The sequence below is a fragment of the Dactylosporangium sp. CA-233914 genome, from assembly GCF_050942935.1.
GTDB lineage: Bacteria > Actinomycetota > Actinomycetes > Mycobacteriales > Micromonosporaceae > Dactylosporangium.
In genome coordinates, this window is sequence record NZ_CP192030.1 from 10,646,941 (window position 1) to 10,664,374 (window position 17,434).

Genomic DNA, 17,434 nt, shown 5'->3' on the forward strand with positions numbered 1-17,434 from the left:
GCGGAACGCGGCTCCCGTCGGCGCACCGAGGGCGACTACAGTCATGCCGTGCCTTCGCCCGCAGCCCTTCCGCGTGATCGCTTCGCAACTCTTCTGGGTGGGGCCGCGGCTGCTGGCTCGTTCAGCGCGCGACGCACCGCCCGCCCCGATGACCTGCGGCTGGAGGTCGACGGCGTCGGCCCGATCGACCTGCCCGTCTCGGTCCGGCAGGCGAAGCAGCTGTGCCTGATCGGTCGACCGGCCCGGTTCGGCAAAGGTGAGCAGACGCTGCTGGACGCGAAGGTCCGCGACACGTGGGAGGTCCCGAAGAGCCGCATAAAGATCGACAAGCGGCAGTGGAACACCACCCTGCGACCCGTCCTCGATCGCCTGCGCGTCGATCTCGGCCTGCCGGAGGGATGCAAGCTGGCAGCCGAGTTCCACTCGATGCTGGTCTATGCGCCGGGCCAGTTCTTCGCATCGCACCAGGACTCCGAGAAGGTCGACGCCATGATCGGGACCCTGGTCGTGACGCTGCCCTCGGTGTCTGCGGGCGGTGTACTCGTGGTCGAGCATGCCGGCCAGACCGCGACGTACCGGCCGTCGAAGGAGTCGCTGTCGTTCGTGGCGTTCTACGCGGACTGCCGGCACCACGTCCGGCCGGTCACGTCTGGCTACCGGGTCGTGCTGACCTACAACCTGCTCCTCAACGGCGACACGGTCGCCGCGGCCACCGGCCGGGCCGACCCGGGCCTGGTCACCGAACTGGCGAGCTGCCTCGACGAACACCTCGGCGGTTCCGACAAGCCCACCCGCCTGGTGTATCTGCTCGACCACGAGTACACCGAGCGGGGGCTGGGCTGGGCCCGGCTCAAGGGAAACGACGCCAGCCGGGCCGCGATGGTGCGGGCGGCGGCCCGTGCCGCCGACTGCGAGGTCGCCTTGGCGTTGGCGAAGGTGCACGAGACGTGGAGCGCCGAGGAGGCGGGCTCCTGGGGGCGGCAGGAGTGGCGCGACCGGTCCGGGGATGACGACGAGGAAGACGAGGACGCTTACGAGCTGCAGGAACTCATCGAATCCACGACCAGCCTCGACTGCTGGCTGGACGAGTCGGACGAGGTTGCGCCTATCTCGCTGACCGTCTCCGACGACGAGGTGTGCGCGACGACGCCCACAGCGGATCTGTCGCCGTACGATTCGTCGTACGAGGGTTACATGGGAAACTACGGCAACACCCTCGACCGGTGGTACCGCAGGGCGGCGGTCGTTGTGTGGCCGCGCCGGTGGGACTTCGCGGTCCGCGCGGAGTCCTCGCCCAGATGGGCCCTTGACCGGCTCGCCGACCTGCTGCGGGCTGGGGACGTGGCCGAGGCCAGGGATGCCGCCGCCACGCTGACCTCGTTCTGGAGCGTGACGGCGAAGGCGGACGCCGAGCACCTGCTGGGCAAGGCGCTGACGGTCGCCCAACGCTTGGACGAGCCGGGCACTGCCGCCATGCTGCTCGCGCCGTTCCAGATCGAGATGCTGGCCCGTACCCATGCGGCAGCGCTGGCCCGGCTCGCGGCGCACTACGACGAGTCCTGGACCCGCGACCTGATCGGGGTCTGGTTCGGCCGGGACCGGCCGGCGTACATGTCGTGGCAGCCGCAGCACGCCGTCTGGCTGGAGTCGCTACCGGCTGTGTGCGAGGCATTGCGCGCGGCACCCGAAGCAGGCGTGCTGGTGGGCCGGCTGCTGTCGGCTGCCGCCTGGACCCGAGTGCGGGAATCGGCGGCCGGGATGCTGCGATTCCCCACGCCGAGCCGCCGGGACAAGGCGCTGGGCGAACTCGGGCCGGCCGTCGCCGGCTTGCTGGTGAGCACGGCGATCGTCGCGGCGGCGGATCTGCGCGAGGAGGTGGTCGCCTTCCTGCGCCAGGACAACGACGATCTGGTCGTGTGCGCGATGTCCGCGCTGCGAGCGGCCCACAAGGCCAAGTGGGAGACCCACCGCGAGTCAGGACTCGATGTCATCGCCCGCCACTGCGCCGCACGGCTCGAGGCCCGGCTGGCCCGGCCGGCCCGGGCCGCCGACGACTGGTCGATCGAGCTGCCGGAGGGGTGCCACTGCGAGCTGTGCGGGACCCTGGGTGCCTTCCTGGGCGACCCGGCGCGGCGCACGTTCGAGTGGCCGCTGGCCGAACAGCGCCGACGTCACATCCACAGCAGAATCGACCAGTCCGAGCTGCCGGTACACCATCAAACCCGACGCACCGGCCGACCCTACACCTTGGTACTGAACAAAACCGATGCGCTCTTCACACGCGAGCGGGAGGCCCGCCGGCGCGATCAGACCGACCTGACCTGGCTCAACCGCACCTCCGCCGCCCGGCGCCGGTGACTCATGTCGCCTTTGTCTCCGTGGTCGTGTCCCCACCGTCATCCGGCGCATTGAGATCCTCGTCCAGGGATGCCAGGTCCACCTGCACGTCCGGCAGTTCAGCAGGGGCGGCCCACGTAACAAGACGCTCAGGAGGCACGACACCCGCCTCTCGCAGCTCCGCTTCGGCGGCTTCCAGATCAATGCCGCGCAAGGTGGCGATGGCCTGTGCGGGGATCACACCCTCCGTGTAGCCCTTGATCGCACGGGCCAGGAGCCGCTGCGGCGCCCTCCGTTGGTCGGAGTCAGCCTGCAATGCGCGGTATTGGTCGCTCCACCCGAACCGGACAACCAACTGGCGCGCGGAGAGCCCCATCCACTCCTGCTTGGTGGCAGCATCGATGTACCCCGCCTGGTGCAGCGCGATTGTGGCGACGGCTGGTGACACCAGGAATCGCTGGACGACCGCCGAGAGGTTGAATTGGCTTATCCGATCGCCGGTTCCGAGGAACTCGCGCAGGCCGTCGACCGGCACGAGCAGGTGCCGCGCGAAGGCGTCGGCTCGAATCTCCTCCTGAGTTCGGTCGCTCCAGTTGGCCGCATCGTTGTCCGTCCAGTCCTCGAACAGGACGTGGCCAAGTTCGTGGGCGAGTGTGCTGCGCTGCCGCATCGGGTTGCGCGTGCGTGCGACGCCGATGAACACGGCGTTGCGCCGCGGGTCGCGCATCGTCAGACCGTGCTCGTCCGGACCTGCGTCGAGCACGGCCACGTCGATACCGGTCGCCTGTTCGATGACCGCAACGAGGTCACCCAGCGGCTGCACGCCCAAGTGGTGGTCCTGGCGGAACCGTGCGGCAGCAGCGTTCCCGCCTGCTTCAGCATTCACGATTTCCAACCCGGGCTAGATCGTGGCTGGGATGGCCTGGTCATCGAGATAGTCGTCCAGCTCCAGGAAGTGCAGAAGCGCACGGCGCATGCCTTCCATGTCCGAGTCGTTGGTGGCCCGGGCCGCGCACTGGACTCGATCGGCCACCGTCCCGGCCCCGGTGAGCTGGGCAACCGTGTGCCCGGTCGCCCACGCGATCGCCACGACCTCAGGCAGCTTCGCCACCCGATCGCCCGAGATGATCCGCGACAGCGTGGACTGCGAGATGCCGGTCGCGTCCGCGAGGGCACGCTGGCTCAGGCCAGCAGCCATGCGGGCACGCTCAACCAGCGCACCGACATCTGCCGTTGCCATGGCCGCCCTCCTCCTATACTGAATCATGATCGGCCTTATTGATTCAGCATACGCGACCGCTGCACACGGCGCCAAGCCGAGCAGCGCGCCTGATCCTCCAGAGCCGACGCGACCTTTTGCCGACCATTCGGCTCGCTGGCTGCACGCCCGTGGAAAGCCAGTCTCGAAAGCGTGGTGGCCTCGGCGATCAGCTACTCGCGGTACAGCAGGCCGGTATCTCGTGGCACAGGACGATCGCACGATCCCGCCGATGGCCACCCGGGCACGCGCACACTGTCGGGATCGGCAGCGGCAATTCCGGACATTGTCCGGTTCTGACCAGCTGTTTCCGGCCTACGCGGCTTCGCCCGCATAGCGGCACTACATCAGCTACAGCCAGCCGCGTTTTGCCGCCGCCACGCCGGCCTGGAAGCGGCTGTCCGCCCCGAGTACCTTGAGGATCGCACCGACGTGCCGGCGCACGGTCCGCACGGCGGTCCCGGTACGGTGCGAAATAGCCTCGTCGGTGAGGCCGGAGGCCAGCAGACGCAGCACCTTCTGCTGGACGCCGGTGAGCTCGGCCTCGTCCGCCCCGCCGCCGACCACCACGCTTCCTGGGTCGTGCCACAGCAGGTCGAACCATTCGGCAAGCAATTCGAGCAGGGCGGTCGAGTGGATGTGCAACGCGCCGGCCGCGCCGGTGGCGTCGATGGTCACCAGGGCGACCGCGTCATCGACGTGCATCATCTTGATCGGCACCTGCTTGCGCACCCTGGCCTGCTCGCCGGCCTGCACGGACTGCTCGACGCTGTACGACCCCCAGGGGTCCGACACGTGTATCGCGTCGTAGATCATCCGGAACTCGACTCCCGCGGCGATGGCGTCCGCCGGAGGGAGCAGCACCCCGTGCGTGGGGGCGCCATCGACGAAATGACCGTTCAAAGTCGCTCGGAGCATGCGTTTCGGTGACCGATACAGCCCGGACGCGAGCCGTGCCATCTCCGGGTAGTCGCGAATGACCCGGACGTTTTGGTCGTCGATCGGGCCGTGGGCCAGGCCGGTGGTCGGCAACATCATGCCCGCGAACTGCTCCCAAACCCTGCCCAACTGCTGCTGCAGCTCGGCCAGCTTGCGATGCTGGCGGTCGAGCAACCGGCGCAGAGCGAGGGAGGGATGTACCGTACGGGCGAACCGGGCGTCACCGCTGCCGGTGATGTTGATGACCCCGGCATCCAGCAGTTCTCGCCCCGGTCCCTCATCCAGGTCCAGCATGCCCGGCCCGTGGCCGACGGGCAGCTGGGAGGCCGACAGTAGCCGGCCGAAGACCATGGCCGCCTCGTCGCTGACCATCCCGGACAGCAGCCCGGACCAGCTCCCGTCGGATTCGGGATCCACTCTGGCCACCACACCCGCCTTCCTCGCATCGAACGTACCGGGGGTGTTGCCGGCGGGACGGCCGCGCGCCGCGGGTGACTGCTCCCGGTCGATCCCTTGATGCCGGGCGAGGAACGGTGGAAGGTTCAGCACGGCGTCGTCGACGTTGAGCCTGGCGACGGCCGAGCGCCATTGCCGGCGGTAGGCCGCGGCCGCGGCGTGGTCACCGGCAGCGGCCGAGATCCGCTCGAGGCGGGCCGACACGCGAGCGATCCGCGGCGCCGCGCCGATGCGACGCCAGATGGCCAGGGCTTGGCGCAGCGGGCCGATCGCCTCCGCCCAGCGTCCCTCGGCGGCGGCCAGGTCACCCATGGAACGCAACGTCTCGGCGAGGCCGTCGGGGCGCCCGACCTGCTGGTGACCGGACAGCGCCCGGCCCAGTCGCGCCGCGGCCTCGGGCCACCTCCCTTGCCGGATCTCCGCGTCGGCGAGCGCCTGCTCGACGTACGCCGTGCCCAGGTCGTCGCCCACCTCCTGGCTGGTCCGCAGCGCCGCGGCCAGTGCCCGCTCCGCGTCGGCGAGCCTTCCGGCCCCGATGAGCGCCAAGCCGTAGCGATAGCGGACGCGGGCGACCTGCAGCGACCGGCCGGCCGCGCCGTCGAGGGCGAGCGCCTCTTCCAGCAGTGGCACGGCGGCCGCGGCATCGCCCGCCTCCCAGTTGGCGAAGCCGAGGCCGTCCAGGGTGTCGCAGAGCAGCCAATCGGGGACCGCCCGGCTGCGGGCCGCCGTCACCGCCTGTTCCAACCAGTCGAACGCCTCACCGAACCGCCCGAGGCGGACCGCGGCCAGGCCGGCGTTTCGCAGCGATCGCACCTCGAGTTCCGAGTCGCCGAGCCGGCGCGCCACGCTCAGCTGCTCGGCCGCGATGGCCGGCAGCTGGGCATACTCGTCGCGGTGCAGGTGGGCGTCGTAGAGACCCCCGAGCAGGCGGACGAGGAGCCGGTCCGCTCCGAACGCGCGGACGCACGACATCGCTTGCCGGAGCGTGTGTTCCCAGTCGTCGGAGTAGGGCCGGTTCCCGAGAAGACGAGAAAGGCTCAGCGCGAGCCCGCCGGCGAGATCGGGTAACCCCGACCGGCAGGCCTGGTCGACCCCGGCGACCAGCCCGGCGCGCTCCGTCTCGAACCAGTTGAGCGGGCCGGATCGCATCGCGCGTACACCGCTGTCGGGCGCCGGCGGCAGGGCCTTCAGCTCAAGTCCGCCCGCGCGGTGACCGAGCCGCTCGCCGGCCTCGCCGGCAAGCGCGAGCCAGCCGTTGAGCAGCCGTTTCAGCGCCCGGTCCCGCTCGGCCGGCGCTTCGTCGGACGTGCAGCGCTCACGGGCGTATTCGGCAACCAGTCCGTGCAGCCGGTACCGCTCCTGCCCGGTGACGTCGCGGCCGAGCGGCTCCACCAGGTGGACGTCCGCGAGCTGGTCGAGCAGCGCGCGGGCCCGCTCGCCCGTCGCGTCGAGCAGCGCCTGTGCGACCCACTCCGGCCAGTCAGCCGTGCCGAGCAGACCCGAGCGCAGGAAGAGCATTCGCGTATCGGCCGGAAGCGATTCGTGGCTCAGCGCGATGGTCGCCCGCACGTCGAGATTGCCGGTCGCCGGCTCGTCCAGCCGGCCGCGCTGGGTGCCCAGGCGCCGCCGCAGCTCGTCAAGGCCGGCGTCCGGCCGCAGCGCCAGCCGGGCGGCCACGATGCAGACGGCGAGCGGAAGTCCGCCGCACAGTCGCACGATCTCCTGCGCCGCCTGCGGCTCGGCGGCGATCCGCGCGGCGCCGACACCGCTGGCGAGGAGCCGGATCGCGTCGGCGGTCCGCAGCGGCGGTACCACGAAGCGGGCCACGTTGAGCAGCTCTCCCAGCTGCCACCGCGACGTCACCACGGCGGCGCCCGCCCCGGGCAGCAGCGGTCGCACCTGGGCCTCGTCGGCGGCGTCGTCGAGCACCACCAGCATCCGGCCGCGCGCGAACTGGCTGCGGTACAGCGTGACGCGCTCCTCGGGATCCCTGGGCATGTCGGTGCCGTTGACCCCCAGCGCCCGCAGAAACCGCTCCAGGACCTGGTACGGGTCCGCGGGAGTGTCCTGGCTGCCGCGCAGGTCGGCGTAGAGCTGCCCGTCCGGGAACGCCCGGGTCAGCCGGTGACCGGCCATCAGGGCCAGGCTGCTCTTGCCGACCCCGCCGGGCCCCACCAGCAGTACCACCGGGGAAGCCTCGGCGTCACCATCGAGTTGCCCGACGATCCGGTCGAGCAGCGGGCCGCGACCCGTCAGCGCGGCCGCCCGGGGAAGCTGCCGCGGTGCCGGTGGCCCGCTCGACGCGGTCGCCCGGCCCGCCTGCCACCCCCACAGGATCTCCCGCTCGGTGTTGCGCAGCAACGGTCCCGGTTCTACACCGATGTCGTCGACGAGGCGCCGGTACGCGCGCCGGTAGACGGCAAGCGCGTCGGCGCGGCGACCCACGCCGGCCAGCGCCAGCATCTGCCGGCGATAGAGGCGCTCGGCGTACGGATTCTCGGCGACCAGTGGCTCGACCTCGCGCAGCACGGTGTCGTAGTCCTCGAGCGCCAGCGCGGCGGCCAGCTTCGCCTCGGCCGCGGCGAGCCGCTCCCGATGCAGCGCCTCTCGGACCTCGCCCGCATACGCGTCGGCGAGGTCGGCCAGCGCCGGGCCCCGCCACAGCGACAACGCCTGGTCCAATGCCGCCACCGCGGTGGTGTGCTCGCCCGCCGCAGCTGCGGTGCGGCCCCGCTCGGTGAGTCCGCGAAACTCCGCCAGGTCCAACCGGTGCGGCCCCAGTCGCAGCAGGTACCCGGTGGGTCGCGTCTGGATGAGGGAGGTGTCCACGGCGCGGAACCGGCGCCGCAGTCCGCTGATCAGGTTGTGCAGCTGCGCTCTCGCGGAGCCGGGCGGATGCTCCCAGAGCCGGGCGATGAGTTCGTCGGCGGAGTTCAACCGCTCGGCGTTGATCAGCAACGTGGCGAGCACCAGCCGCTCCCGTCCGCTACCACCGGGCAGGAGCCGCCCCATGTGCCGGACTTCGACCGGTCCCAGGAGCCCGAATTCCACTGACCATTGATATCAAACCGGACGCCGGCCCCCTAACAAGTCCCTAACAACCGATCGATACCGGCGGCGAAGCATCCCTAGACTGGCGGCCATTGCCCAGGGGCCTGCAAGAAGAATCGTGTGGCCAGCAAGAGAATGGTGTGGATTGGTGTCGATGGAGGGAGGCCCGGGTCACGCCGGCCCGGCCGACGCGCTCGACCGGTACGAGTTCGTGCAGCGGCACGCCGCGGGCGGCGAGGGCGAGGTGTGGCTGGCTCGTGAACACCACGGGGCCGAGTCGTTCTCGTACGCCGTGAAGGTGATCCGGATCGACGACGACTCGGTCGCGGAGCGCCAGCTGGAAGAGCTGCGGCTGCAGGCGGCGCTCGCCACGCAGCTGGAGCACCCGGCGCTGGTGAAGGTGAAGGAGGTCTTCGTCGGCCCGCCGCCGCACCCGGCCGGTCAGGGCGCCGCTGCCACGGGGCGGCGGCTCTACTTCGTGATGAAGTGGATCGAGGGCCGCAACCTGCAGGAGTCGCTGGAGCGGGGCGAGATCCAGGGCCTCGACGTGCTGGCGCCGCTGGAACCCGTCGCCGAGGCGATCGACTACCTGCACAGCGGACAGGACACCAACGGCGCCCCGGTGCTCCACCGCGACATCAAGCCCGCGAACGTTCTGCTCGCCGCCGACGGCCGGGTGTACCTGGTGGACTTCGGGCTGGTACGCCTGCGAGGCACCGACCGGACCTCGCGGATCTTCGGCACCGCCCCGTTCATGGCGCCGGAGTCGCTGGCCCGCGGCGAGTACAGCCCCGCAACCGACCGGTACACGCTGGGCGCGACCGTCTACTACGCACTGACCGGCGAGGCTCCGATACCCGGAGATGTGCAGGGGATGACCCAGCGGCTGACGGCGGCGCTCGGGCCGGGCAAGGATCGGGAAGCGCGGGGCATCCTCGCGATGCTCGCCGCGCAGCCCGACGCCCGCCCCGCCAGTGCCGCGCGCTGGGTCCGCGCCCTGCGAACCGCACCACCGCAGACGACCGTCAGCCCACAGCAGATTCCGGCGCAGATCTCGCCGCCGCCTCCCACGGCGGCGTCCCCGTCCGGATACCGGCTCCCGCCCGGCTCCTTCACCGGCTCCCTTCCCGGCCCGCCGCCGCAACCGGTGAGTTACCCGATGCCGCCCGGCAGTCTCGGCGGACCGCAGCTCTCGCCGGCCGCCAGTGGCTACGTCGCCGCTGCGCCGCCGAAGAAGAGCGGCGCCAAGGTACCGCTGATGATCCTCGGCGCGGTGCTGCTGCTCGTCGTCGGTTGTTGTTCCTTCACCGTCTACAAATTCGGGTCGAGTGCGGCCCGATTCAGCAGCCAACCAGAATCCACCGGCAGACCCGGCGCCGGACCCACCCGGTCGTTCGACAAGAGCAAGCCCCCGCCGCCGGTGACGGAGCTGCGCTCGGCGCTGGTCTCGGTCGGTGACATCACCGCGGTGATGCGCGCATCGCGCGAAACGATCGAGTCGAGGGGGTCTGGCGAGAATTATCTTCACGGTGGGCTGTCCAGCCTGAAGCTGTGTGCCGACGGCGCGGTGGCCGGGGACGCCATCGCCGGCTCCGAGACGAACAACTTCAAGGTCACAGGGGCCGAGGGCTACCCGTTCGTGGGTTCGGCCGTCGCCGGCTTCTACGGTGACGAGGCGAAGGTCTTCTTCGCCTCACTGCGCGACAAGGCCGGCCGATGCGGGTGGACGGAGATGCAGACCGCGAAGCTCGGCGATGAAACGCTCGGGGTGTTCTCCGACGATGGGAGCACCAAGCTGGCGATCGTATTCGTCCGAAGCGGTCAGGCGGCCATCGAGGTAGTGGTGACGGGGCAGACCTTCATGGACCTTGTCCACGGCAGCTACCAGTCGGACGCGATCCAGCTGGCGACCGCGATGGCGAACCGGCTGCCGAAGAGCGGCTCGTGACCGGTTCGGAGCGAAGCGGAGAGGCCGGTCACCATGGGCACAGGGCGGAGGTCACGGGACCGGAGCGAAGCGGAGGGCTCGTGACCGGCGTTGCCCTGCTGATCGGCACGCCCGACGGCGAGCTGCGCATCACGCCGGCGGAGACGGTGCTGCGGATCGGCCGGGACCCGCTGTGCCGGATCGTCGTCGAAGACCCCCGGGTATCCCGGGAACACGTCGAGGTGTTCCGCCGCGCCGACGGGTGGTGGCTGCGGGACCTGGGCAGCCAGAACGGCACCTACGCCGGCGGCGTGCGGGTGGACGAGCTCGACCTGACGCGGCCGTGCCAGGTACGGCTCGGTGCCGCCGACGGGCCGGCCCTCACCCTGCGCCCGGAGCCGGCCCGGATGGATGCGCCGCCGGTGACGGTCACGGCGGCGACCCCGCCGGCGATGCCGGCGACGGCCGCATCGGGACCGCGGTTCGAGGCCGGCCGGGTGCCCTCCGCGATCTACCGGGCCGCGCAGCGCACCCGCATCGGCCGCGCCCCGGACAACGACATCGTGCTCGACGACCTGCAGGTGTCGCGGTACCACGCGGACCTGCTGCGGACCCCGGCCGGGCTGAAGCTCGTCGACCTCGGTACCAGCAACGGCACGTTCGTCAACGGCCGCCGGATCTCCGAGGTGGACCTGCACCCCGGTGACCTGCTGTCGTTCGGGCGGCACCAGCTCGTCGTCGACGGCACAGAGCTGCGGGAGTACGTCGACACCGGGAGGGTCTCGCTCCACGTCGACGGGTTGGGCGTCACCGTGGCGGGCGGCCGGCGGCTGCTCGACAACATCGGTTTCGCGCTCGACGAGTGCAGCCTGCTCGCCGTGGTCGGCCCCAGCGGAGCCGGAAAATCGACCCTGCTGGGTGCGTTGACCGGGTACCGCCCGGCGAACGAGGGCGCGGTGGTCTACCAGGGCCGCGACCTGTACGCCGAGTACGACGACCTGCGCCAGCGGATCGGTCTGGTGCCGCAGGACGACATCCTGCACTCGGCGCTGACCGTACGCCGCGCCCTGCGATACGCGGCCGCGCTGCGATTCGGCTCCGACGTCACGAGCGCGGAGCGGGAGCAGCGCATCGACGAGGTGATCGGTCAGCTCGGCCTGGCCGCCCAGGCGGACCAGCGGATCGACACCCTCTCGGGCGGCCAGCGCAAACGTACCTCGGTCGCGCTGGAGTTGCTCACCGAGCCGTCGCTGCTGTTCCTCGACGAGCCGACGTCCGGGCTCGATCCTTCGCTGGACCGGGATGTGATGGTGAGCCTGCGGGACCTCGCCGACCGCGGCCGTACCGTCGTCGTGGTCACCCACAGCCCGCTGCACCTCAACGTCTGCGATCGGGTGCTGGTCCTCGGGCGAGGCGGCAAGGTCGCCTACTTCGGCCCGCCCGGCGAGCTGCTGCCGTTCTTCGGCGTGCAGGAGTACGCCGACGTCTTCAAGCAGGTGTACGACGACCCCGACGGCTGGGCGGCGCGGTACGCCGCCCGGGTGACGCCCCGGCCCACCGCCGCCGAACCGATCGCGCCCGCGACGCAACCGGCCCAGGCGCCGCCGGCCCGGCAGGGCTGGTGGCGGCAGCTGACGATCCTGACCCGGCGGATCGCGGCTGTGACCCTGGCCGACCGGATGTACGTGGCGCTGCTGCTCGGGCTGCCGCTCGGACTCGCCGCGCTGCTGCACGTGATCCCCGGCGACAACGGGTTCGCCGTACCGGACAACCCGCTGGCGCGCGGCACCGAGGCGTCCCAGCTCCTCGTCGTACTCATCATCGGTGCGGTGTTCTTCGGGTTGGCCGGCGGCGTGCGGGAACTGGTCCGGGAGCGCCCCATCTACCGCCGGGAGCGGGCCGTCGGGCTCGCGCCGGGTGCGTACCTCGGCTCGAAGGTTCTGGCGTTCGCCGTCGTGAACGGCGCGCAGGCGGCGCTGTTCGTGGTCGTGGGTCTCGCCGGGCGGCCGGGTGCGCCCGAGGCGCTGGCGCTGCGCCGGCCGCTGTTGGAGCTGATCGCGGTGGTCTGGTTGACCGCGCTGGTCGCGACCGTGACGGGCCTGCTGGTCAGCGCGTACGTCTCCACCGGCGAGCAGACGATGCCCATCCTGGTCGGACTGGTGATGGCGCAGCTGGTGCTCTGCGGGGGCCTGTTCGAAGTGGTCGGTCGCTCGGGCGTCGAGCAGCTGTCGTGGTTGGCACCGTCGCGGTGGGGATACGCCGCCGCGGCGGCCACCGTCGACCTTCGCGCGCTGGTGGTGAATCCGAGCGCGGACGCGCTGTGGAAGCACACCGCCGGGGCGTGGTGGTGGGCGATGGGCGTCCTCGCGCTGCAGGGCGTGGTGCTCACCGGCGCCGCCCGGTGGGCGCTGCGGCGCCATGAGCCGGGCCGCTGACCACCGGGAGCATGGAGAGGAAGGAGGAACTCGTGGGTCGCAGGATGGACGGCGGACTCGAGATCGCCCTGCGGGAGGGCTGGGCCAGTGCGTGCCAGCTGTACGGGCATCTGCACGCCGGCGGCGAACTCGCCGCACTGCCGCCCAATGCGGTGCGGCTGAACCCCGGCGAGATTTTGTACGGCGACGCGCTGCTCGGCTACGCCCGCTTCTACGGGACCACGGTGACCTACGAGCGCAACAACATGTTCCTGTTCGGCTCGGCGGCGTTCGTGGCCGCCGGACTCGCCGCGAACGCGGTCGTGAACTCGTCTGCGAAGCAGCGCGCTCAGGCGCAGGCGGCCGTCCAGTGGCGCGACCACGCAACCGTCCGGACCATGCTCACCAACCGGCGCCTGATGTGCGACTACCGCGGGCGGTGGCTGAGCTTCTGGCACGAGGGTGTCACCGAGTTCCAGGCCGACGTCGCACGGTGGCTGTTCGTCCTGCGCTACCAGGTCGGTGAACCGATCATGCTGCACGGCCCGGCGGCGCCCTGGTTCGCGGTCAGCGTCGCGCACGTGGTGTACGGGCGCGGCGGCCTGCAACTCCCGGGTCTCGCCGCGCTGCCCCGCTCGATCGCCGACGCGACGTACCAGAACCAGCGGGCCATCGGCGACGGGAGCTGACGCCTGTCAAGTTAATGGTGGCCGACGGTGTCGAGGAACCGGTTGCGGCGTAGGCGGAGTGCGCGTTCGATGCTGGCCAGCGCGGCGCCGATGCCGATCAAGGCGTTGAGCCACGCAGGAAGGGAGACGGGCGAGACGAACGTCCCGAATCGCGCCGTGATGGGCGGCAGTGTGAAGGGGCGCCCGGCTCAGCGTGCGGGCGGTTGCGGCGCGGGCCGGGGTGAGCACCGGCTCGCTCAGGTATCACTTCCCGACGCAGCGCGCACTGCAGGACGCCGTGCTCGCCGGCTTCTATGACGTGATCAGCCCCGATGACAGGATCCACGACCGATCGGCAACGGCACGGGAGCGGCTGATCGATTGCCTCCGGCACGTGCTCGCCCTCGCCGGCGTGGGCGAACAGGCCCGAGCGGCCTGGGGTGAGATCTTCACGACCTACATCGAGCCCGAGCCGACCGCCGAGAGTCGCGCAGCGTATCTCGCTATCGACCGGGAAGCACACCGCCGTGTCGAGTACTGGCTGACCGTCCTGAGCAACGAAGGCGCCCTCGCCGAGGGTGACAACAGCCGACGTGCCAGATTCCTTGTGACCGTCCTCAACGGACTCTCGATCACGAGAGCCTTACCCTCGGAGGAATCGATCCTGACCACCGAGACCGAGACACTGCACGCGGCCGTCGACCACGTCCTCAATTCCCGATTCTGACGGCCGGGGCTCATCGTCGCTTGCCGCGCGGCCCGACAGTGGATCATGGAGCCGTTTCTAGGCTGGTGCCGCAGACCAGCCGCGCATGGCAACGCCGATGACCGGTTGGGTCGAGCCTCCCGGTAAGGCAACCCCGAGCATGAACCGCTCAGCGACCTAATTCACAAACGTCGTTCGATATCTCCGCGCGAGCTTGCCGTCCCCGCCGGCCCGGTGTGACGGCTGGCCGGCAACGACCGCCACCGGCTCACCCTGGCCGACCTGCCCAGCAGCCACGGCCAGCCCGGCCCACTCACCCCCGGACCGGCCCGACCGGACGAACACCCCCCTCCGGCTGGTCTGTGACTGAGCGCCACAGTCGGCCCGGTTGAGGCGCAGTTGGACCAGTTCGTAGCGGATCGCCGCTTCGTAGCGGATCGCCGCCGCGCCGCCAGGCGAGTGAGTACACGGATCTCCCCGATGAGGGGATTCGGCATTGGATCATCTCAGCGGACCTGGCCCGGCGGGGGCCCGGGAGGGCACGAAGGTTCCACGGGCCAAAGCCCAGATCCGGGCAAGGAGCCGAAGCACAGCCCCAGACAGGAGCCACACCCGGCGCCGCTGCCGGGCGATACAGCGGGCCTCGGCGGCTGCGTCGGACGCCGGTTTCCCTTTGGGCGTGAACTCGCTGACCGGAAAGTGGCGAGTAATGGTGCGGGGTGTTCCTGCGGGGAGGGGAGGCGGATGCGATGGGCCTGGTTGACGGATGGGTGTGCTGAGCTGGCGGTCGGCGGGTGGTCTCGCCGACGGGCGGGCTGTGGAGGCCTCGCTGATCTCAGCGGAGGCGTTTGCCGTGCTGTACGAGCGCCATGCCCTGGCGTTGTACAGCTACGCCTACCGGCGCGTCGGGCCCGACATCGCCGATGATGTGGTCGCTGAGACCTTCGCCGTGGCCTTCCGCCAGCGCGCCCGGTACGACCTGAGCCGGCCCGACGCCCGGCCATGGCTGTTCGGCATCCTCACGAAAGAGATCTCCCGGCATCGGCGCACGGAAGGCGCGCGGCTGCGTGCCGTCGCCCGCTACGGGGAGCCGCTCGGCGAGGACGGCCATGCCGAGCGGGTGGCGGACGAGGTAACCGCCCGGGCCGCCAGGGCGGCGCTCGCTGCTGCTCTGCGTGGCCTGACGGCCGGTGACCGCGACGTTCTGCTGCTGATCGCGTGGGGCGGGCTGAGCTACGACGAGGTTGCTGACGCCCTGGGCATTCCAGCAGGAACGGTTCGGTCCCGGTTACATCGGGCGCGGCGACAGGTCAGGGCTGTATTGGGTGACAATCCGCTACGAGTCGGTGAGGAGTAGTCGTGGACCTGCAGCAGGCACTTGATGATCTCGGTGCGCGTCTTGGCCCGCCGCAGCCTGTGGTGCCGGCCTCGCTGCATGGCCGCGTACTCGACCGGGCGCGCACGAGCCGGCGGCGGTTGTGGCTACGTGGTCCCAGCGGACGGATCGTCCTGGTGGCCGGCGTCGCCGCGGTGATGGTTGCCGCAACCTTCGTCCTGCAGACATCGCGTATCGGCGAACGAGGTCCGGCCGCGAGCGCCGAAGCCACGGAACTGTTGCGGCACGCGGCCGCCGTAGCAGGGCAGGAGCCGGGACTGGCTGCCCGGCCCGACCAGTTCGTCTTTGTCGAGTCCAAGAGTTGGTCACCGACCACCAGCGGCCCGGTAGCCGGCCTCGTGCGTTCCTGGCTGTCGGTCGACGGCACCCGCGACAACCTGATCTGGAAAGAGCAGGCCGACCCCGACGGACGGCATGAGATGACGATCCCCGGTTGTCGCAACGGCAAGGCTGCCCAGTGGGGACCGGGGGGAACACTCGATCCGACCCGGACCCGCCCGTGCACACCCGACCCCGGCTACCGCGACCAGCTGCCGACGAGTCCCGGGGCGATGCTGGCTTACCTGCGCCGCGCGGCCGGCGGCGACGACCCCGGTCAGGTGTTCAGTCAGATCATCACGCTACTCAGCAGCGGGTACGTGCCGCCGAAATCGCGCGCAGCCCTGTTCATGGCAGCATCTGAGCTTCCCGGTGTCTCTGTCGCCCAGGACAGGGTTGACGCGGCGGGTCGGCACGGTGTTGCCGTCACCCGCACCCAGGACAGTTTGCGCCAGGAGTTGCTGTTCGATCCGGGCAGCTATCGGTTCCTAGGTACGCAACTCAACAGTGACGACGACCGCATCTCCATGCTGATGCTGCGTCCCACAGCACTCCTGCGGACGGCGATCGTGGATCAGGCGGGGCGGCTGCCGGACTGACCGGGCTGGGGTTCCAATCCGCCGATCGTGTATTGCCGCGCCGTCGGGCATGATGCCCTGTCCTGTTCGGGAGTGCTCTCAGGGTTGCCATGCTTGATCCTCCGATCAGCGACCTCGTCGCTGGCCGGCCAGAGCTGTATTCGCCAGACGTCGCCTGGTTTGGTGGACCCGGGCCATCCTCGATTGACGAATCCCCGGCCACATATCCGTACGGCGTATTGCCCGTCCGGGACCGCACAGGCCGTCGTGTCGAGGGCCGGGGACTCGTAGCGCAGCTCGCCGGCTTCGACCGTGAATGCGCACTCGGTGACTTCCTCCCACTGATCCGTATCGTCGGGTGGCCGCCGGTGCCAGCACTCGACACGCAGCGGCATGTGGAAGTTGTTCTGATGCGGGGACAGGACCACCACGCCGCATTCGTAGCTCGCGATACCGGGGCCGGCTACCAGCACCGGCCGTGCTGATTGGCGCGGTCACACACCGCCGCGTCGACGTGCTACCCGATCGCAGGGCCGCCACCCTGGCAGCTTGGCTGCGCGAGCATCCCGAGGTCGAGGTGGTGTGTCGTGACGGGTCCGCAGCCTACGTCGAAGCCATCCGCGACGGACACCACAGGCAGTGCAGGTCAATGACCGCTGGCACCTGTGGAACAACCTCGCCAAGGCGGTCGAGAAGACCGTGATCGCACACAGCAACTACTGGCACACCGGCCCACCCCGCCACACCACGGCACCTCGCGGAGGCGTTCCGCCGGGATCTGCCCGGCGCCGAGATCCAGTTGCTGGACGGCGGCCACTTCCTGCTGGAGTCGTACCTGGACGAGGCGGCGCCGATGGTGGCCGGGTTCGTGGACAGTACCCGGCCTAACTGACCCGCTCGGGGGCGCGGACCGTGCGGCGGCCCCACGGCTTGAACACGCCGAGGGTCGCGTTCGTGACCAGGACCCCGAGCAGGACGACCGCGCCTACGACGGCACCCGCCCGCGACCCCGCCTCCACCTGCCGGGCGAGGAAGACCGCGGCGAACACGATGACGGCGACGGTGAGCACGAGCTTGGTCAGCACCCAGTAGTGCTTGACCAGGCCCCACGGCGACGTCAGGGCCAGCGCGAGGCCGGCCAGCAGGGCCAGCATCGAGACCGGGATCATCACGTACTGATCGATGGTGCGCATGGCGTCGAGCGCGCCGTCAGGGGCGGACAACCCGAGGGCGACGAGGGTCAGCGCCGCGCCGAGCCAGCCGGCGGCGGCGCAGAGGTGCACGGTGAGCAGAACCTTGCGCATGCGGCGAGCGGTCATGCCCCGACGCTATGGGCGGGCGCGGGCCGGCTCGTCCGACCGGACGCGGCACCGGGCCGCCCGGCGT

Annotated in this window: 12 protein-coding genes and 1 pseudogene; 8 read left to right on the forward strand and 5 right to left on the reverse strand. The window is 70.6% G+C overall.

All coding sequences use genetic code 11. From position 1 onward, the window contains the following. Positions 1-48: 48 nt before the first annotated feature. Positions 49-2,358, forward strand: coding sequence for a 2OG-Fe(II) oxygenase (locus ACQPY0_RS47295; protein ID WP_432976517.1), 2,310 nt, complete (start codon positions 49-51; stop codon positions 2,356-2,358). Between the two features lies 1 nt (position 2,359). On the opposite strand, the gene ACQPY0_RS47300 is transcribed toward ACQPY0_RS47295, so the two are convergent. The 3 genes from ACQPY0_RS47300 to ACQPY0_RS47310 form a co-directional block, all read right to left on the reverse strand. Next, positions 2,360-3,160 carry an ImmA/IrrE family metallo-endopeptidase gene (locus ACQPY0_RS47300; RefSeq protein WP_432995673.1) on the reverse strand — a complete coding sequence of 267 codons (801 nt, stop codon included), beginning with the start codon at positions 3,158-3,160 and terminating at the stop codon, positions 2,360-2,362. Positions 3,161-3,238: 78 nt separating this feature from the next. Continuing rightward, complete coding sequence (locus tag ACQPY0_RS47305; protein ID WP_432976520.1) at positions 3,239-3,577, reverse strand: helix-turn-helix domain-containing protein; 339 nt, start codon at positions 3,575-3,577, stop codon at positions 3,239-3,241. Positions 3,578-3,946: 369 nt separating this feature from the next. Next, the gene (locus ACQPY0_RS47310) at positions 3,947-8,041 is read right to left on the reverse strand and encodes a BTAD domain-containing putative transcriptional regulator (RefSeq protein ID WP_432976523.1); all 4,095 of its coding nucleotides are present in this window, start codon (positions 8,039-8,041) and stop codon (positions 3,947-3,949) included. A 154-nt stretch (positions 8,042-8,195) separates the two neighbouring features. Here ACQPY0_RS47310 and ACQPY0_RS47315 point away from each other — a divergent pair, with 154 nt between their 5' ends. From ACQPY0_RS47315 to ACQPY0_RS47340, 6 genes are all read left to right on the forward strand, one after another. Further along, a complete protein-coding gene (locus tag ACQPY0_RS47315; protein WP_432995675.1) occupies positions 8,196-9,989 on the forward strand; it encodes a serine/threonine-protein kinase in 1,794 nt (597 codons plus the stop codon). Positions 9,990-10,069: 80 nt separating this feature from the next. Next, positions 10,070-12,403, forward strand: a complete 2,334-nt coding sequence (locus ACQPY0_RS47320; protein WP_432976526.1) for an FHA domain-containing protein — start codon at positions 10,070-10,072, stop codon at positions 12,401-12,403. 32 nt (positions 12,404-12,435) lie between these two features. After that, positions 12,436-13,071, forward strand: coding sequence for a hypothetical protein (locus ACQPY0_RS47325; RefSeq protein ID WP_432976529.1), 636 nt, complete (start codon positions 12,436-12,438; stop codon positions 13,069-13,071). Between the two features lie 193 nt (positions 13,072-13,264). After that, positions 13,265-13,777, forward strand: coding sequence for a TetR/AcrR family transcriptional regulator (locus tag ACQPY0_RS47330; RefSeq protein WP_432976532.1), 513 nt, complete (start codon positions 13,265-13,267; stop codon positions 13,775-13,777). Positions 13,778-14,522: 745 nt separating this feature from the next. Then, a complete protein-coding gene (locus ACQPY0_RS47335; RefSeq protein ID WP_432976535.1) occupies positions 14,523-15,113 on the forward strand; it encodes an RNA polymerase sigma factor in 591 nt (196 codons plus the stop codon). Positions 15,114-15,115: 2 nt separating this feature from the next. Then, positions 15,116-16,069: a CU044_5270 family protein gene (locus tag ACQPY0_RS47340; RefSeq protein WP_432976538.1), complete on the forward strand. Its 954-nt coding sequence runs from the start codon at positions 15,116-15,118 to the stop codon at positions 16,067-16,069. Here the strand turns inward: ACQPY0_RS47340 and ACQPY0_RS47345 are convergent. Next, positions 16,045-16,479, reverse strand: a complete 435-nt coding sequence (locus ACQPY0_RS47345; RefSeq protein ID WP_432976541.1) for a hypothetical protein — start codon at positions 16,477-16,479, stop codon at positions 16,045-16,047. The two genes, ACQPY0_RS47340 and ACQPY0_RS47345, sit on opposite strands and share 25 nt — an antisense overlap. 47 nt (positions 16,480-16,526) lie before the next feature. Between ACQPY0_RS47345 and ACQPY0_RS47350 the strand changes: the two are divergent. After that, positions 16,527-16,807 (forward strand): annotated as a pseudogene (locus tag ACQPY0_RS47350) (transposase); the annotation flags it as partial. Between the two features lie 125 nt (positions 16,808-16,932). Here ACQPY0_RS47350 and ACQPY0_RS47355 read toward each other — a convergent pair. Further along, entirely contained in the window at positions 16,933-17,367 is a 435-nt protein-coding gene (locus ACQPY0_RS47355; protein ID WP_432976544.1) for a hypothetical protein, read from the reverse strand. Between the last annotated feature and the right edge of the window lie 67 nt (positions 17,368-17,434).

Excerpts from the sequence above, each read along its gene's own strand:
- ACQPY0_RS47305 (WP_432976520.1), bottom strand. The coding sequence starts at position 3,577 with ATGGCAACGGCAGATGTCGGTGCGCTGGTTGAGCGTGCCCGCATGGCT.
- ACQPY0_RS47315 (WP_432995675.1), top strand. The coding sequence starts at position 8,196 with ATGGAGGGAGGCCCGGGTCACGCCGGCCCGGCCGACGCGCTCGACCGG.
- ACQPY0_RS47335 (WP_432976535.1), top strand. The coding sequence starts at position 14,523 with ATGGGTGTGCTGAGCTGGCGGTCGGCGGGTGGTCTCGCCGACGGGCGG.
- ACQPY0_RS47355 (WP_432976544.1), bottom strand. The coding sequence starts at position 17,367 with ATGACCGCTCGCCGCATGCGCAAGGTTCTGCTCACCGTGCACCTCTGC.